Consider the following 17,039-nt stretch of genomic DNA (forward strand, 5'->3'; position numbering starts at 1 on the left):
CTTATCTCAGTTTCAACGTGGCCAGACCGATCAACACCAGGATGACCGAGATAATCCAGAAACGGACGATAATGCGCGGCTCCGGCCAACCTTTTAATTCGTAATGATGGTGAATCGGCGCCATCAGAAACACCCGCTTCTTACGGGTTTTGAAAGAGGCGACCTGGATAATTACCGAAATGGTTTCCATCACGAAGATGCCGCCCATGATGACCAGCACGATTTCCTGTCTAACCAGTACTGCGACGATGCCCAGTGCCGCACCCAGAGCCAGCGCGCCGACGTCGCCCATGAACACCATGGCCGGATAGGTGTTAAACCACAAAAAGCCCAGCCCGGAACCGACCAGGGCCGCGCAAAATACCACCAGCTCGCCGGCTTTGGGGATGTGCGGGATAGCCAGATATTGCGAAAAATTAACGTGGCCGGATAAATATGCAAAAATCGCCAAGGCGGCGGCGATCATCACGGTCGGCATGATGGCCAGGCCGTCCAGGCCGTCGGTCAGATTGACCGCGTTACTGGAGCCGACAATGACGAAATAGGTCAACACTACGTAGCCCCAGCCGATGTCCACGGTGACGTTTTTGAAAAACGGCACGATAAACTGGGTTTCCGCGGCGACCTGGGCGGTGTTGTAAAGGTATAAGGCGGCGCTGAGCGCGACCAGCGATTGCCAGAAATATTTGGCGCGGGCGGACAGGCCGTCGCTATTGCCGAGCAGGACTTTTTTATAGTCGTCGATAAAACCAATTACACCGTGGGCCAGTGTCACCAACAACACCACCCAGACATAACGATTGCTCAAATCCGCGCAGAGTAGGGTGCTGATCGCTACCGCGAACAAAATCATCGCACCGCCCATGGTGGGTGTGCCTGATTTGGAAAAATGGCTTTGCGGACCGTCGTCGCGCACGCTTTGGCCGATTTTTTTACGAGTCAATTTTTCGATCATGGCCGGACCGACCATCAGGGAAATACTGAGTGCGGTCAGTACACCCAAAATGGCGCGAAAGGTCAGGTAATGTAGGACCCTGAAGCCGCTATCGATACTAGTTAAAAAATCCGCGAGTAAAAGTAACATTAGGTTGCTCTGAAATTGTTGACCATCGCCGCCACCACGTTTTCCATTTTCTGGGCGCGCGAGCCTTTAACCAATAGGGTTTCCTTTCCTGTGACGGCTGTTGTCAGGGTGTCTATTAATTGTTCCTGATCGTCGAAAAACTGGCCGCCGTCGCCAAAGGCTTCAACGGCATGTTTTGCCAATGCGCCGGTGGCGAACAAACGCTTCACCGATTTTGCTTTGATTAATTCGCCCATTTCCCGGTGTATCGCCGGGCTGTCCGGGCCGAGTTCGCCGAAAGCGCCCAGGGCCACCCATGCTTCGCTGCCGCAATCGCTCAGTACGTCCAACGCGGCTTTCAAGGAGTTCGGGTTAGCGTTATAGGTATCGTCGATGACGATATTGCCCTTACGGCCCGTTAAGGGTTGCATGCGGCCGGTGACCGGCTGGAGTTGTTCCAGGCCTTGTTTAATGTCTGGCAGGCTGATGCCGAATTGCAGTGCTACTGCCGCTGCGGCCAAGGCGTTTTTCACATTGTGGGCGCCGGCCAGATGCAATCGGATTGGTAAAGTGTCGGTCGCCGTTTTTAATTCGAAATAGGTGTTAAAGCCTTGTGCGTCCAAAGCTGTGGCAATATTTAACGCCGTGACGTCGGCTGCGGGGTGCAAGCCGAAGGATACGCTGCGATGGTTGCCGGCCATGGTCAGCAAGAAATCGTAAAAAGCGTCATCGCGATTTAATACCGCCACGCCGCCCTCACCGAGGCTTTTGACGATTTCGCTTTTGGTTTTAGCCACGCCTTCGATGCTGCCGAAACCTTCGATATGGGCGGCGCCAATATTGGTGATGACGCTGACATCGGCTTGCGCATAGCGGCTGGTATAGGCAATTTCACCGGGATGATTGGCGCCCATTTCAATGACAGCGTAGCGATGAGAGTCATCCAGTTTGAGCAGTGTCAGCGGCACGCCGATGTCGTTGTTGAGATTGCCTTGGGTCGATAGGGTGTGGCCTTGGGTGGCGAAAATCGCCGCAATCATTTCCTTGACGGTGGTTTTGCCGTTGCTGCCGGTGACGCCGGCCACTTTGACCGACAACGTTTTGCGCCAGTATCCAGCCAGCTCCGCCAATGCCAAATGCGTATCGGCGACAATGATTTGCGGTAAAGCCGATGGCGCGGTTTGCTCGAGCAGCAGCGCTGCGGCGCCGGCTTGCTCGGCTTTATCGATAAAGCTGTGGCCGTCGAAATTCTTGCCTTTGATGGCGATATACAGCGCGCCGGCTTGTAAGGTGCGGGTATCGATACCAGTGGCGCGAATTTCTCTGTCTTCGCCGATTAGCTTGCCGTTGACGGCTTGGGCTATCTCGCTAAGTTGCAGTTTCATGGTTTGCTCCAAGCCGCCAGTGCTTGCTTGACGACAGCGCTATCGCTGAACGGTTGCTTCACGCCGCCGATTTCTTGGTAGTCCTCGTGGCCCTTGCCGGCTATCACAACGCAATCGTCTGGGTCTGCTTGTCGTATCACTGTGTTTATGGCCGTGGTTCTATCGTTAATTACCGTTATTTTTTGGCTTTGGCAGCCGCTCAAAATGTCTTTAATGATCGCTGCCGATGCTTCGTTGCGCGGATTGTCGTCGGTGACGATAACTTGATCCGCCCAGGTTTCGGCGATCCGGCCCATCTGCGGGCGCTTGCCCTTGTCTCGGTCGCCGCCGCAGCCGAACACGACTCTTAGTCGGTTCGCGCCTTTGACGGCTTTCAGCGCTTTTTCCAGTGCGTCCGGGGTATGCGCATAATCCACAAATATCGTCGGCTTGCCGTGGCCGCCGAATTTCTCCATGCGGCCGGCGATGGCGTTTAATTTGGCCAGTTGCGCGACGGCGGCATCAAATTCGTAGCCGGTCGCCAATAGCACACAAAGCACCGCCAGCACGTTATCCAGGTTAAAGCCGCCAACCAGCGACGTTGTAGCCCGGCATTTTTGCTCACGCCAGACCACCTCGAATTCAATACCGCCAGCGCTGTGTTTTACCTGTTCGGCGCTTACGGCTTCCTTAGCCGTCGTGCCGCGTCTGCCGGTCGCGCTGTAAGTCCAGCTCTGCACTGAGTTCGGCAAGCTTTGCAATACCTCGGCGCTGCTAGTATCGTCGAGATTGACCACGGCAAATTGCAGACCCGGTGTCTTGAACAGCGCTAGTTTGGCTTGCAGGTATTCCGCCATGCTGCCGTGATAATCCAGGTGGTCCCGGCTCAAATTGGTAAATACCGCGCCTTTAAAGCTGACCCCGTTAACCCGGCCCTGGTGCAATCCGTGCGAGGAAACTTCCATGGCCACGTTACGCTTATCCTGCTTTACAAATTCATTCAGCATCTGCTGCACGGCCAACGCATCCGGCGTCGTGTTGGCGGTCGGCTGCAAGTTGCCAACGTCGCCCCAGCCCAGGGTGCCTATCACGCCGCAAGCCGGCAAAGCCTGCGCGATTAACTGGCTACAGGTGGTTTTGCCGTTGGTGCCGGTCACACCGATCACATCCAAAAGTTGCGATGGATTGCCGTAAAATTTTGCGGCGATCTCGCCGAGTTTTTGCGCCAAGTCGGCAATTGCTAGGCTAGGTACTTTCAAGGCACTAACTAGCTGCATATCTGCGCCACTTGGATCGTAAATTACTGCGGTCGCGCCGTTGGCAATTGCCTGTTCCGCATGAGAAATCCCATGCTGGACTGCACCGTTCAACGCAATAAACGCATCGCCGGATTGGATGTTTCGGCTATCCAAACACAAGCCGCTAATCGCTATATCCGCTGGATTTACTGTCAGTCCGTTCAGCAATTCAGCCAGCTTCATTGTTTGCTCAACAATAAATGCATGTTGTCCATGCCGTCAGGCTCAACGCCGTATACGCGCAACGCACCAGCCATCACTTTCGAGAATGCCGGTGCCGCCACCAGTCCGCCGTAATATTGGCCGGTGGTGGGTTCGTCGACCACAATTGCGATAATGAAGCGCGGATTGCTGGCCGGCGCCATGCCCACAAATACCGATAAATATTTATCTTCGCTGTAACCGCCGGCCCCGGCCTTTTTCACGGTACCGGTTTTACCCGCTACCCGGTAACCCTCGACTCTGGCCTGGTATGCCGTACCTTCTTTGCTGATCACGTGCTCCAGCATTTCCCTGACCTTTCTGGCGGTTTCGGGTTTGAAAATCCGTTGGGCGTCAGGATCTTCGTCGCGCTTCAGTAAAGTCACGGAATGAATGATGCCGTCGTCCGCCAAAGCGGTATACGCTCTGGCCAATTGTAAAATCGAGGTGGAAACCCCGTAACCGAACGATAAAATCGCCTGGTCGAATTCGTGCCAGCCCTGATAATCCAGCAAAGAGCCGCTGGCTTCTCCCGGAAAACCAACACCGGCGGAGGTGCCGAACCCCAGCCTGCTGTATACGCCCCAAAAATACTCCGGCGGCATGCTCATCGCGATTTGCGTGACCGCGATATTGCTGGATTTTTGCAGTACGTGGGTCAAATCCATCGTGCCGTAGTTATGCACATCCTTAACCACGTTGCGGCCCAAGTGATAGACACCATGGGTTTCTATCAACACGTTGGGTTTGATATAGCCACCATCCAGCGCCGCCGCTACCACGAAGGGTTTGACCGTCGAGCCGGGTTCGAAGCTATCCACCATGGCCCGATTCCGATAGCGGTTACTGCTCAATTCCTTACGGTTGTTGGGATTGAAAGCCGGTTGGCTGACCGTCGCCAAGACATCGCCGTTTTTGGCATCCAGTACCACCAAGGATGCCGAATGCGCTTTGTTCTGGATCATTGCGTTCTGCAATTCCCGATAAGCCAGGTATTGCAGGCGCTCGTCGATAGTCAACACCAGGTCGCGGCCCGGGATGGCTTCCTCAATATTTTCTACGTCCTTGATGATCTGCCCCTTGCCGTCCTTGATCACGCGCTTTTTGCCGGGCTGGCCGCGTAGAATGTGCTCGTAGCCGTGCTCTATGCCTTCCTGGCCGATGTCGTCGATATTGGTAAAGCCCAATAAATGCCCTGATACCGCACCGGCCGGGTAGTAACGCTTAAACTCCCGTTCGAAGTACACGCCGGTAATTTCCAGGGCTTTGACTTTTTCGGCTATATCCGGGTTAATCTGTCTGCGCAAATAGACGAAACGCTTGTTGGCGTCTTTTTCCTTTTTCAAGAGGGCTCGAAGTTCCTTTTCCGGAAAGCCAAGGATCTTTGCCATCGGTGTCAATTTGTCCTGTTCGGCATCTCGCAGTTGGCGCGGATTGACCCAAATTGACTGCACCGGAGTGCTGATCGCCAGCGGTTCGCCGTTCCTATCCTTAATCTGCCCGCGATAAGCCGAAACCGAAACCACGCCGACGTGCTGCATATCGCCTTTGTCCTGCAGGAATTCTTTATCGAGAATTTGCAGGTATACCGCGCGGCCCACCAAGGCCAACATGGCCAGCAACATCACCGAGAGCAGTAATCTGCGCCGGATCACAAAATCTGTATTGTGGTGCGGTATCGTTCCCGCGCCGGTGGCAATTCGCATTTACGGCTTTATATAAATAATTTTGTCTTGGGCCGGCAAAGTCAGCATCAGCCGCGTCCTTGCTTCGATTTCAACCCGGTTTTCTTCGGTGAGCGTCGTCAATTCCAGTTGTAGCCGACCCCATTCCACTTCGTAATCGTCGAGCTCTTTTTCTTTTTTCTGAATGTCGATAAACAGCAGTCGCGATTGGTATTTACTGTAAATCACGGCAATTCCGGAGATCATCAGCATCGCCACCAGCAATGTCAGCAGGATATTTCTTGCAATCGCCATTAACGTTTCTCCGCAACTCGCATTACCGCGCTACGTGCGCGTGGGTTTTGTTGCAATTCCTGTTGTTGTGCTCGTATCGACTTTCCTATTTTGCGTAACTGGCCTTGTTCGATGTCCTGCTCTTTAATCGGCAGCTTGCCGGGATTGGTTTTCGGGCCGGCTTGGTCGCGAATGAAGCGTTTGACGATGCGGTCTTCCAATGAATGGAAGGCGATCACGACTAAACGTCCGCCCGGTGCCAATACGTCCATGGCTTGTTTCAATCCGTTTTTAATCTGTTCGAGCTCTTGGTTAATTTCTATCCTGATCGCTTGGAAACTGCGGGTTGCAGGATGTTTGTGCTTGTCGCGAAACGGCACACTGTTTTCGATCAGTTTTGCCAACTGTAAGGTTGTCTGCAATGGTTGCTGTTGGCGTTGACTGATAACTGCATTGGCAATTCGTCGGGCAAAACGCTCTTCGCCATATTCAAACAGTACGCGAACCAATTCCTTCTCGTCGACTTGTGCCAAATACTCTGCGGCCGACAGGCCGTGATTGCTATCCATGCGCATGTCCAAAGGACCGTCACGCAAAAAACTGAAGCCACGCTCCGCATTGTCTAGTTGCGGGGACGATACGCCCAGGTCCATCAGAATGCCGTCGACTTTACCCTTATAGCCTTGTTGTTCAATAATGGCTCTGAGTTCCAAAAAACTGGCGTGATGCAAACTAAAACGGCTGTCTTCCAGCAAGCGTTTGGCTTCGTTGCTAGCAATCGCATCCGTGTCTCTGTCAAGCGCCAGCAACCTGCCGGAGCTATTCAGTGCTTTCAGAATGCCGCTGCTGTGTCCGCCACGCCCGAAGGTGCAGTCCAGATAAATACCGTTCGATTTTATGTTGAGCTGCTCTAAGGCCTCTTCGTACAAAACCGTCTGATGGGCGGTCATCTCCGTCAAAACGACAGCGAGCCAAGTTCTTCAAGGCCCTCTGTGTCGTTACCGTCCATCCATTCCTGTTCTTTGGCCTTCCAGGCCGCTTCATTCCATATTTCAAATTTGTTGAGCTGACCAACTAGCATGATGTGTTTTTCCATGCCGGCAAACTCCCGAAGGGTTTCCGGTAGCAGCAGGCGCCCTTGGTTATCCATTTCACATTCCGAGGCATTGCCGATCACAAAACGTCGTAACTTGCCGGCCATTTTGTTTAATGTCGGCAGTTTGCTGATGGTTTGTTCGAGCTTTTCCCATTCCGGTAACGGGTATAGCCATAGGCAACCCGGTTCGCCGACGCATTTGTCGTCAACTGCAACGGTCACAACCATTTGGCGGTCGCAGGACTCCTGTAACTCCTCCCGATAGCGGGTAGGAATTGCAATGCGCCCTTTTGCATCCAAACTGATTGAACTTATGCCTCGAAACAAGATGAACCTCAAAAATTCCAAAAAAATCCATTTTTGACCACTTTACATCACTTTTGCACCACTATAGTTTTCAACGGGTGCTTAGTCAAGAGGCATTTAAATTAAATTCTTTCTTTTTCTACAAGGACTTACGCAGGATTGGTGCGTATTAGGCGGTATATGCGAGGGTTTCGAGTAAAAATGATTTGTATCAAAAAGTTAATGATGGTTTTTGATGTGAATTGCAATTATTAGGTGCTAATTCTCACTTTTTGCACGCGGTTTGCTGTAGCAAGCTGTTTGGACGGTTAGCGGTAAGGCTGGTTTTGCTGAGCAAAAGGTTGGCGACTGTGGTTTGGGATAAATAGTGGTAGAGCCCTTAGATTGATATCGTTGGGCTATTTCAGACGAAATTTACAAACTTTCCGGCTTTTGATCGCGTGTCAGCAGGTTTTGGACGGCTTGTTTGGGGGAGAGTTGTTCGAATAAGACTTTGTAAACTTGTTCGGTGATTGGCATTTCGACACCGTATTTTTGCGATAAACGGTGCGCTTCTCGGGCTGCGGATACGCCTTCGACTTCCTGATTGATTTCGCTTAATGCGTACCTTTGGTCTTTGCCTTGGCCTAATGCCAAGCCAAAGCGGCGGTTTCTGGATTGATTGTCGGTACAAGTCAAAATCAGGTCGCCCAGACCGGCTAGGCCCATAAAAGTGTCGGCTTGGCCGCCAAGCTTGATGCCTAGTCTCATAATTTCCGTTAGACCGCGAGTGATTAGTGCTGCCCGTGTGTTAGCGCCAAAGCCAAGGCCGTCGGCTATGCCTGCCGCGATTGCCAAAACATTTTTGCAGGCTCCGCCTACCTGAACGCCGATAATATCGTTGCTGGTGTAGATCCTAAATCGTTGGTTGTGCAATCGTTCGCTAAGTTGGGTCGCGAAGCCTTCCGAGTTAGAGGCGATGGTGAGTGCGGTTGGTAGGTCGGCGGCTACTTCTTGGGCAAATGTGGGGCCGGAGAGTGCGGCGCATTCGATATCCGCCCCCAGTATTTGCGCCGCCACCTCGCTTAACAAGGCGCCGTTTTGGGAATCGAAACCCTTGGTGGCCCATGCGATGCGGGAGCTTTCACTGAGCGTGGGTTTGATTTGCGCCAATAAGTCCCTAAAGGCGTGGCTGGGGACCGAAATAAGCAATACCGCGCTGAACCCCACGGCTTCCGCAAGATTGTCGGTGAATTGCAGGTTTTCTGGAAAATGGATGCCGGGTAAATAGCGTGCATTTTCGCCGGTTTGCTTTAATGTGGCTATGTGTTTGGGATTATGGCCCCACAACAGGGTATTGCAGCCATTTCTGGCTGCCTGTACCGCTAAAGCTGTTCCCCATGAGCCGGCACCAAGGATACTGATAGATGGTGGCATTCCGCTTAATTTAGCGTTTTAGCTTCAGGTTCCTGTTGGGTTTGCGCTTGTTGCAGGTGCTGCATATACAATGCGTCGAAATTGACCGGAGCCAAGATTAACTGTGGAAAACCGCCTTTATTCACTAGGTCGGAAATGACCTCTCTCGCATAAGGGAACAAGACGTTGGGGCAAAAGCTACCCAACATTGGTCCCATTTCTTGTTCGCTGAAACCGGCTATTGAAAAAATTCCGGATTGATTGACTTCAACTAAATAGGCCGTTGTGTCGGCAATTTTTACGGTGACAGTTAATGTCAGCGATACTTCGTACATCGAGTTTTCGATGGGTTGAACGTGCGTGCCGAGATTAAGATCCAGCGCGGGTTCCCACTTTTGCGTGAATATTTTTGGAGCATTGGGGGTTTCAAAAGAAATGTCTTTGGTATATATCTTTTGAATCGCGAACTGCTTTTCGCTGGATGCGTTGATTTCGGCCATGATGATTACTTGTTAAGGTTGGTTGATTAATCTTTAGTTTTTACTGCTGACTTTGATGGGGAGCTTGTTATCTTCCCAGGATTGCATTCCGCCCGTCATATTGAATACATGCTCAAATCCTGCTTTGGTCAGTGTTTTGCAAGCGGCTACCGAGCGGGCGCCAGTCTGGCAGGTCACGATCATAGGATGATTTTTATGCTTTTCCAGAGAGCCCAGTTGTTCTTCTACTTTGCCTAAGGGAATGTTGATCGCGTTTTCGATGTGGCTTTTGGCGAACTCGTTGGTTTCTCGCACGTCAAGCACAACGACATCGTCACTGTTCATTTTGGTGACTGCAATCAACGGAGAAATGCTTTCGTACTTATTGAATGAGTTCGCGAGCAAATCCTGGATTAGCAAAAAAATAACGCATACCAGCGAGAATGCTAGCAAATAGTGATTGGTGGCAAATTCTATATATTGGTCCATCGCGTGGGTTTATTTTAGTGGTTATTGAATGCTGTTTACGTGCCGCAAAAAACGCTGCGCATCATTTGAATCAGGTGTGTTACACGCTCATCGTCGATAAAATAGTAAACCCGATTGGCTTCTTTTTTGTAATCGAGAATGCCCTTGTCTCGCAGTATTGCCAAGTGCTGGGAAATATTGCTTTGACTCGTGCCAACTTGCTCAACGATCTCTTGTACGCTAATCGAGTTATTGCCGAGTACGCAAAGGATTTTCAGGCGCAACGGATGAGACATCGCTTTCAAGCAGCGCGCGGCCCGATTAATATCGTTGTCGTCGTAGAGGATGGTATCGTTTTTGTCTTCCATTTAATAACGATGATCGTGGCAAAAGTTAAGAGCAGTGAGAGAGCAATGGCACTTTTCGAGCTATGACGACATCCTTGTGCTGGTATAATGTCGCTACGGCGCAAGTGGGTTTAATCGCTTGCGCTAACGCAATAAAAGGTGAGCAAATCTAACAGAGTGGGCTTTATTGTTCAATACCCTCGGCTAGAGGCTTGGGAAAATAGCTCGGAGCTGCTTGGGTTGGCTCGTTTTTTGACTAGGCCAAATTTTATCTGCCTTAACGTCCGCAAAACTAATGTTTGGAGTCCGTAACAAATGGTCAGTCCAGCAAAGCCGTTATTGCTGCTCTCCGCGTCAATGATTGGATGGTTATTGCCGGTTGCCTAATCGATGCATGTTTACCAATATTTTTTGATCGCTTGGATTGCGATTGTCTGCGCAGTGCCGGCTAAGGGCGATCCCGTAAAAGCCCGCAGCTTGGTAGAAGTGCAATCGCAAATCCAGCAAGTTGGCGATGACGTCAAAAGCCTGGGGGTTGAAAAGTCTCGGTTGTTAGAGCAGTTGCAAAAGCTGGAGCGGCAATACGGGGAGCTTGCGAATAGTCTGCGAGCTATCAAAGCTGAAATCAGGCAGCAAGTACAGGCATTGCAGGAAGTGCGTAATAAAAGCGTTGCCACGCAAAAAGACATGCGTAGTCAGGAGAAGGAGCTTGAGGGGCTGATTAAGTCGCTTTATGCGATGGGTGGCGATAAAGAAGGGCTGAAAGTTATTCTTAACCAACGTAATCCGGCGTTATCGAGTCGCATGTTGGTTTACTACGATTACATCAGTAAGGCCCGCTTGCAAAAGCTTCAGGCCATGGCTGAGGATTTCAAGGTTTTGCGGCAGTTGGAAGCTCAAAAAGACACGGAAACTCAGTTATTGCAAGTGTCTCTCGACAAGAAACAACAAGAAACCGAGGCGATGCAGACGCTGAAAAAACAGCGAGAAGCCTTGCTTGCCGACATTCAGCATGATTATGCGTCGAAAAGCGCCCTGCTGGCTGGCTTGATGCGTGACGAGAAAAAATTGCAAGCCTTGGTAGCATCATTGCAGAAAACTGATGATAATGAACCTGCGGTTGCACCGGAGCGCGTGCTTGATAAGCACGAAAAGCCTGTCGAACAACCCGAGCCGCCAAAAAAATCCGAAGTCAATCCTGTTCGCGAACCGACGGGTCTTTCTTTTTCCGAGTTGCAAGGAAAGCTGCCTTGGCCGGTGCAAGGGGCGATAACGGATCGTTTTGGCAGTCGCCGCTACGAAACAACCTGGGACGGCGTGGTGATTAGCGCTCGCGAAGGCGCCGATATTCATGCGGTCAATGCCGGGAGAGTTGTTTACGCCGATTGGTTGCGGGGTTATGGTTTGATGATCATTGTTGATCACGGTAAGGGTTATATGAGTTTGTATGCATTCAATCAAAGTTTGCATAAAAGCGTGGGAGAGCATGTTAGAGCCGGTGAGACATTGGCTTCGGTTGGACGTAGCGGGGGGCGTGCTGATGCGGCATTGTACTTCGGCATCAGGAAACAAGGTCGGCCCATAGATCCCGAGCAATGGTGCCGTAAGCCGGGCAAGGGTTAATCATTTACAGGAACAGGTTGTTGGAGTTTTAAAACACATGCTAAAAAACAGAAATATAGTGATTTTATTGGTCGGGTTTATTTTGGGTGCGACGCTGAGTTTGTGCAGCAGTGTCCTGGCGGAAAAGGAAGCACCTGTTTCGACCAAGGTCGATGATTTACAGGCTTTGCCGTTTGATGAGTTGCGGACATTTACCGAGATATTCGGGCGTATCAAACAGGATTATGTCGAGCCTGTATCCGACAAAAAACTGTTGGAAGATGCGATTCGCGGTATGTTGTCCGGCCTTGATCCGCACTCGGCTTATTTGGCTAGCGAAGAATATAAAGAGTTGCAAGAAGGCACCACTGGTCAGTTCGGCGGTTTGGGAATTGAGGTGGGTATGGAAAATGGCTTTGTTAAAGTCGTTTCGCCGATTGATGATACGCCCGCTCAGCGCGCCGGCATCAAGGCGGGTGATTTGATCGTGCGTCTGGATGACAAGCCGGTTAAAGGCATGACTCTGGCTGACGCAGTGAAAATTATGCGTGGCGAGCCAGGTAGCGACATCGTGTTGACTGTGGTTCGGGAAGGCGAAGAAGCGCCGCTTAAATTTACCTTGACCCGCGACATCATCAAAGTCAAAAGTGTTAAAAACAAACTGCTGGAAAAAAATTACGGTTACTTGAGGATCAGTAGTTTTCAATCCGGTACCGGTCAAGGTTTGTTGGATGCGGTCGACGAGCTGAAAAAAGAAAACGAAGGCCCTCTGAAAGGTATTGTGTTGGATTTGCGTAACAACCCCGGCGGTGTATTGAATGCTGCTGTTGATGTCAGTGATGCGTTTATCGAGTCCGGTTTGATCGTTTACACCGAAGGCAGAATCAAAAACTCAGAAATGCGTTTTAGTGCAACACCGGATGACATTATTAATGGTGCGCCGATTGTGGTGTTGATTAATGGCGGATCGGCATCGGCATCGGAAATTGTTGCTGGTGCGTTGCAAGATCACAAACGAGCCATCATCATGGGTGAAAAATCTTTCGGGAAGGGGTCGGTGCAAACCATTCTGCCGACCAGCAATGGCGCGGCGGTGAAGTTGACCACAGCCCGGTACTTTACGCCTTCCGGTCGCTCAATTCAGGCGCAGGGCATCGAGCCTGATGTGACTTTGGCGAGAGTTAAGCTGGAATCATTGGAAAAAGCCAAGATCGAGTCGATTAAAGAAGCCGATCTGACGCATCACTTGACTAACGGTAACGCGAAGCCGGAGAAAAAATCCGAGGAAGAGGATAAAGATGATGTGAAAGACCCGTCTGAAAAAGATGGCGATAACAACGAATCTTCAGAAGCGGAAATTCGCGACTATCCTCTGCATGAAGCGTTGAATCTGCTGAAAGGTATCAGCATTATGAAAAAGTAGCTCAGATATAGGGCAAAGAAAAACCCGCTTGACGATATTCGTCAAGCGGGTTTTTTATTGTGTGGCTTTTGTTTCTTGTCAGGTACTTAAGACAAGTCGCCGGTTTTGGCTTAGTTTGTCGATGCCTGATAGCGTACTGAGAAATTGTTCATGGCTGCCAGAGCCTCTTGAATATGGTTTGGGTCAGAAAACTCAAACGCATTCACGCCCACCCGCGCCAAATAAAATACCTGATCAGGCAGATAATCGCCGACGGCTCTAATTTCCCCTTGATAGCCGTCGCGGCTCCTTAGTAAGCGTGCTTGCGAAAAAAGCCTGCCATCGCCGAATATCGGAAAATTAAGTTCTATCACGCCAATTTTGCTTAAGTCGTTAGTCAGCGGTTCAATTTGATCGCTGGGAATGAGCCGAACGCCGGTTTGGCTGGAGCGTTTGAGTAGTTGTTCTTTATCTGTCAGCCAACGCTCTAATGTGACTGTAATGTCACCATTTTCTGGTAACGGATTGTCGTCGGCAACAAAAGTCCAGGTGTTTTCTACCAACTGTCGATCTTTAATGATTTGCATAAACTCTTTCTTTGAATGGTTCCAGGCCAACACGCTTGACGGTCTCTAAAAATGCTTCGTCTTCAAGGCGTTGCTTGATGTAAACGTCTAATATCGTTGCGATGGTCGAGGTGATTTGGTCTTTGGGAACTGATGGTCCCAGGCGTTCGCCTATTGCTGCTTCGTTTTCAGAAGAGCCGCCCAAGGTGATTTGATACCACTCCTCACCATGTTTATCGACGCCCAGAATGCCGATATGGCCGACACTTTGATGGGCGCAGCCGTTCATGCAGCCAGACATATTAATTTTGATGTCGCCGATGTCGTGTATGTAATCCAAATCATCCAATGCTTCGTTGAGTTCCTTTGCTACGCCAATAGAGCCGGCATTGGCCAGTGAGCAAAAATCCAGGCCCGGGCAACAGATCATGTCGGTGACGGTGCCGATGTTGGGTGTAGCCAATTTGATGGCGTTTAGTTGCTGCCATACTGTAAACAGGTCGGCTTGTTTCACGTCAGCCAAGACCAAATTTTGTCTATGCGTACTTCTAATTTCGCCAAAGCTGAATTGGTCAGCCAAATCGGCTACCGCTTCAAGCTGTTTATCAGTCATGTCGCCTGGAGGAGAATCCGGGGCTTTTAGTGAAACGTAGACGCCGCGATAGCCGGCCACTTTGTGTTCGACGGTATTATATTTGAACCACTTCGCAAAATCGGCGTTGCCGGCCAACTGCGCCGTCAGGGCGTTGTCATCCGCAGCGCTAGGATCGTAAGCGGGTGGTAAAAACTGCGCTTTGATTTCCTCAATGCGTTCATTGCTCAGGATCATATCTTCCTTAATGCGCAGCCATTCCTTTTCGACCATGGCGGTAAACTTCTCCAATCCGGTTTCTTTGACCAGGATTTTGATGCGCGCTTTATACTTGTTGTCGCGTCTGCCGAATAGGTTGTAGACCCGTAAGATCGCTTCCAAATAAGAAAGCAGATGTTGTTTTTCCAGAAAAGGTCTAACGGTTTGGCCAATGATGGGAGTTCTGCCTAGGCCGCCGCCGGCCAGGATCCTGAAGCCAATTTCGCCAGCATCGTTTTTGACGATGTAGACGCCAATGTCATGAAATTGCACGGCGGCGCGGTCATGCGTCGCACCGCTAACGGCGATCTTGAATTTGCGCGGCAGATAAGCAAATTCCGGATGCAGCGTCGTCCACTGTCTAATGATTTCGCAGTAGGGACGCGGATCTTCAATCTCGTCTTTGCAAATGCCCGCTAAGGGGTCTGAGGTGGTATTTCTCAGGCAGTTGCCGCTGGTTTGAATGGCATGCATTTGCACGGTTGCCAGTTCGGCAAGCAGGTCGGGCACTCGACTAAGTTCCGGCCAGTTGTATTGCACGTTTTGGCGGGTTGTGAAATGACAATATCCCTTGTCGTAGTCTCGTGCGACGGAAGCCAGTTTGCGTAATTGCTTTGATGATAGCAATCCATACGGCACTGCGACACGGAGCATCGGCGCATGGGTTTGCACGTACAAGCCGTTCATCAGCCGCAAGGCTCTAAATTGGTCGGGGCCGAGTTCGCCGCTTAAAAAGCGTTGGGTTTGACCGCGAAACTCATTGACGCGCTCTTCGATAAGTGTTTGATCTTGCTTGTTATATTGATACATTTAAAGGCGATGCTTAGTTTACATACTATTTTGCTAGGTATCTGAATAATATACTGGCCGGGATTAAATGACAAAGAATATTGTATGGTGATAACATGCCCGGTTAGTTTTTTCCGCTTTCAATAATGACTAAAACATAGAGGATAAAGGGGGCTATCTTGTTGCGCTTACTGTTAATTTTGGCCGGCTTGCTGTTTTTGCCGGAAATTGCCATGGCTGAAGAGTTTCACAATCTCGGCTTAACCGGAACGGAGCGGGGCATTTATACCGTTCTGATCTTTTTGGTGGCCTATGGATTTGTGATGGCAGAAGAATTTACGCATTTGCGTAAATCCAAGCCGGTTATCTTTGCCGCTGCTGTCATTTGGGGGCATGTGGCGATATTGGCTCAAGAGGCCGGTGTTTCCGGTGAAGAACTGCATAAAGCTTTCGAACATGATTTGAAAGAGTACGCAGAGTTGATGTTGTTCTTGCTGGTGGCGATGACCTATATCAACACCATGGCGGAACGTAATGTGTTTGAAGCGCTACGCTCCTGGTTGATTCGTAAACAATTTGGCTACAAGCAATTGTTCTGGATCACCGGCATCATTACCTTCTTCCTGTCTTCGGTTGCTGACAACCTGACTTCTGCGCTGTTGGTCGGCGCCGTGGTGATGGCGGTGGGCGCGGATAACGAAAAATTCGTCTCTATCGGTTTCGTCAACTTGGTGATCGCGGCAAATGCCGGTGGCGCGTTTTGCCCATTCGGTGACATCACTACTTTGATGGTGTGGCAAGCCGGTTATGCTGAGTTTTTCGATTTCTTCAAGTTGTTCATTCCCTCTGTCGTCAATTTCGTCGTGCCCGCCTTTTTCATGGCGCAAGCGATTCCAAGTGGTCAGCCAAAAGCAACCAACGAGGCCGCTGTTGAATTGAAGCCCGGTGGTTGGGTGGTTTGTGGTTTGTTCGGCGTTACCATCGGTTTGGCCGTCAGCTTCAAACAATTTCTGCATTTGCCACCGTTCATGGGCATGATGGCAGGGTTGTCCATATTGATGTTATTCATCTACTACATAAAGATGCGCTTCGCCTCAGCTGATGCGGTGCATCTTGATGTATTTGATCGCGTAAAGGAAGCTGAATGGGATACGTTGCTGTTCTTCTTTGGTGTGGTCTTCGCGGTAGGTGGTTTAGGTTATATCGGGTACCTCGAATTGTTGTCCGGCGCGATGTACGACGGCTTGGGTCAAACCACCGCCAACATCCTGGTCGGTATTATTTCAGCAATAGTTGATAACATCCCGGTGATGTTCGCGGTACTGAATATGAATCTGGATATGGATTTGTATCAATGGTTGTTGGTCACGTTGACTGCCGGTGTGGGTGGTTCATTGTTCTCGGTGGGTTCTGCGGCAGGCGTAGCGTTGATGGGGCAATCCAATCACAAATACACCTTCTTCAGTCACTTGAAATGGACGCCGGTTATCGCTGCAGGCTATGCGGCGAGTATCGTTACCCACTATCTGATAAACGGTTAATTCGTCGATTTTTGATAGAACTGCAATAAAGTAAGGGAAGGCGCGTGACAAAGACTATTAATAGTTGGCGTAGCGCTTTCTCTATTTACGCGCAGTGGCGTGTTCTGAGTGTGATATTTCTCGGTTTCAGCCGGACTTCCTTTCTCGTTGGTTTCTTCGCCTGTATCGGTTTGGCTGGTCGATGGACAGGGTTCTCTATCGGTCATAAGCTTTTTCACTCTGGTGGGCGTAGGGCCTTACTCGATTAGAGTACTATTCCTGCATGAGCACACCGACGCACGGCCCTCCTAATTCGGCTGATAAGCCGTCCGCGG

The 17,039-nt window shown here is 50.4% G+C and carries 17 protein-coding genes; 3 read left to right on the forward strand and 14 right to left on the reverse strand.

Annotated elements, in window-relative coordinates:
• Position 1: 1 nt before the first annotated feature.
• The 11 genes from mraY to JWZ98_RS01200 all read right to left on the reverse strand — a co-directional run bounded on the left by mraY (position 2) and on the right by JWZ98_RS01200 (position 9,996).
• A complete protein-coding gene (gene mraY / locus JWZ98_RS01150; RefSeq protein ID WP_020483761.1) occupies positions 2–1,084 on the reverse strand; it encodes a phospho-N-acetylmuramoyl-pentapeptide-transferase in 1,083 nt (360 codons plus the stop codon).
• Positions 1,084–2,448, reverse strand: coding sequence for a UDP-N-acetylmuramoyl-tripeptide--D-alanyl-D-alanine ligase (gene murF, locus JWZ98_RS01155; protein WP_205452696.1), 1,365 nt, complete (start codon positions 2,446–2,448; stop codon positions 1,084–1,086). The genes mraY and murF overlap by 1 nt, the downstream gene beginning before the upstream one ends.
• The gene (locus tag JWZ98_RS01160; protein WP_205452697.1) at positions 2,445–3,908 is read right to left on the reverse strand and encodes a UDP-N-acetylmuramoyl-L-alanyl-D-glutamate--2,6-diaminopimelate ligase; all 1,464 of its coding nucleotides are present in this window, start codon (positions 3,906–3,908) and stop codon (positions 2,445–2,447) included. Before JWZ98_RS01160 ends, murF begins: the two co-directional genes overlap by 4 nt.
• Positions 3,905–5,632: a penicillin-binding protein 2 gene (locus JWZ98_RS01165; RefSeq protein ID WP_205452699.1), complete on the reverse strand. Its 1,728-nt coding sequence runs from the start codon at positions 5,630–5,632 to the stop codon at positions 3,905–3,907. The genes JWZ98_RS01160 and JWZ98_RS01165 overlap by 4 nt, the downstream gene beginning before the upstream one ends.
• Positions 5,633–5,905 (reverse strand): cell division protein FtsL, encoded by a 273-nt coding sequence (gene ftsL, locus JWZ98_RS01170; protein ID WP_020483757.1) that lies wholly within the window; start codon positions 5,903–5,905, stop codon positions 5,633–5,635.
• Positions 5,905–6,834 (reverse strand): 16S rRNA (cytosine(1402)-N(4))-methyltransferase RsmH, encoded by a 930-nt coding sequence (gene rsmH, locus JWZ98_RS01175; protein WP_205454366.1) that lies wholly within the window; start codon positions 6,832–6,834, stop codon positions 5,905–5,907. Before rsmH ends, ftsL begins: the two co-directional genes overlap by 1 nt.
• Before the next feature lie 5 nt (positions 6,835–6,839).
• A complete protein-coding gene (gene mraZ, locus JWZ98_RS01180; RefSeq protein WP_033156987.1) occupies positions 6,840–7,307 on the reverse strand; it encodes a division/cell wall cluster transcriptional repressor MraZ in 468 nt (155 codons plus the stop codon).
• Positions 7,308–7,700: 393 nt separating this feature from the next.
• Positions 7,701–8,702 carry an NAD(P)H-dependent glycerol-3-phosphate dehydrogenase gene (gene gpsA, locus JWZ98_RS01185; protein ID WP_205452701.1) on the reverse strand — a complete coding sequence of 334 codons (1,002 nt, stop codon included), beginning with the start codon at positions 8,700–8,702 and terminating at the stop codon, positions 7,701–7,703.
• A gap of 5 nt (positions 8,703–8,707) precedes the next feature.
• Positions 8,708–9,181 (reverse strand): protein-export chaperone SecB, encoded by a 474-nt coding sequence (gene secB / locus JWZ98_RS01190; RefSeq protein ID WP_171697287.1) that lies wholly within the window; start codon positions 9,179–9,181, stop codon positions 8,708–8,710.
• A gap of 33 nt (positions 9,182–9,214) precedes the next feature.
• Positions 9,215–9,505 carry a rhodanese-like domain-containing protein gene (locus JWZ98_RS01195; RefSeq protein WP_319961664.1) on the reverse strand — a complete coding sequence of 97 codons (291 nt, stop codon included), beginning with the start codon at positions 9,503–9,505 and terminating at the stop codon, positions 9,215–9,217.
• 179 nt (positions 9,506–9,684) lie between these two features.
• On the reverse strand, positions 9,685–9,996 hold the full coding sequence (locus tag JWZ98_RS01200) for a metalloregulator ArsR/SmtB family transcription factor (RefSeq protein WP_033156780.1): 312 nt from the start codon (positions 9,994–9,996) through the stop codon (positions 9,685–9,687).
• Positions 9,997–10,386: 390 nt separating this feature from the next.
• Between JWZ98_RS01200 and JWZ98_RS01205 the strand changes: the two genes are divergently transcribed.
• Positions 10,387–11,598, forward strand: a complete 1,212-nt coding sequence (locus JWZ98_RS01205) for a peptidoglycan DD-metalloendopeptidase family protein (RefSeq protein WP_240348166.1) — start codon at positions 10,387–10,389, stop codon at positions 11,596–11,598.
• A 37-nt stretch (positions 11,599–11,635) separates the two neighbouring features.
• Positions 11,636–13,000, forward strand: coding sequence for a S41 family peptidase (locus tag JWZ98_RS01210; RefSeq protein WP_205452705.1), 1,365 nt, complete (start codon positions 11,636–11,638; stop codon positions 12,998–13,000).
• A 110-nt stretch (positions 13,001–13,110) separates the two neighbouring features.
• Here the strand turns inward: JWZ98_RS01210 and JWZ98_RS01215 are convergent, their stop codons facing one another.
• Positions 13,111–13,566, reverse strand: a complete 456-nt coding sequence (locus JWZ98_RS01215) for a DUF934 domain-containing protein (protein ID WP_205452707.1) — start codon at positions 13,564–13,566, stop codon at positions 13,111–13,113.
• The gene (locus JWZ98_RS01220) at positions 13,553–15,205 is read right to left on the reverse strand and encodes a nitrite/sulfite reductase (RefSeq protein WP_205452708.1); all 1,653 of its coding nucleotides are present in this window, start codon (positions 15,203–15,205) and stop codon (positions 13,553–13,555) included. The genes JWZ98_RS01215 and JWZ98_RS01220 overlap by 14 nt, the downstream gene beginning before the upstream one ends.
• A gap of 212 nt (positions 15,206–15,417) precedes the next feature.
• Here JWZ98_RS01220 and nhaD point away from each other — a divergent pair, with 212 nt between their 5' ends.
• A complete protein-coding gene (gene nhaD, locus JWZ98_RS01225) occupies positions 15,418–16,725 on the forward strand; it encodes a sodium:proton antiporter NhaD (RefSeq protein ID WP_225587310.1) in 1,308 nt (435 codons plus the stop codon).
• Here nhaD and JWZ98_RS01230 read toward each other — a convergent pair.
• Positions 16,722–16,931 (reverse strand): hypothetical protein, encoded by a 210-nt coding sequence (locus tag JWZ98_RS01230; RefSeq protein ID WP_205452709.1) that lies wholly within the window; start codon positions 16,929–16,931, stop codon positions 16,722–16,724. The genes nhaD and JWZ98_RS01230 overlap by 4 nt on opposite strands.
• Positions 16,932–17,039: the final 108 nt, after the last annotated feature.

This window comes from Methylomonas sp. EFPC1 (assembly GCF_016925515.1).
GTDB classification, from domain to species: domain Bacteria; phylum Pseudomonadota; class Gammaproteobacteria; order Methylococcales; family Methylomonadaceae; genus Methylomonas; species Methylomonas defluvii.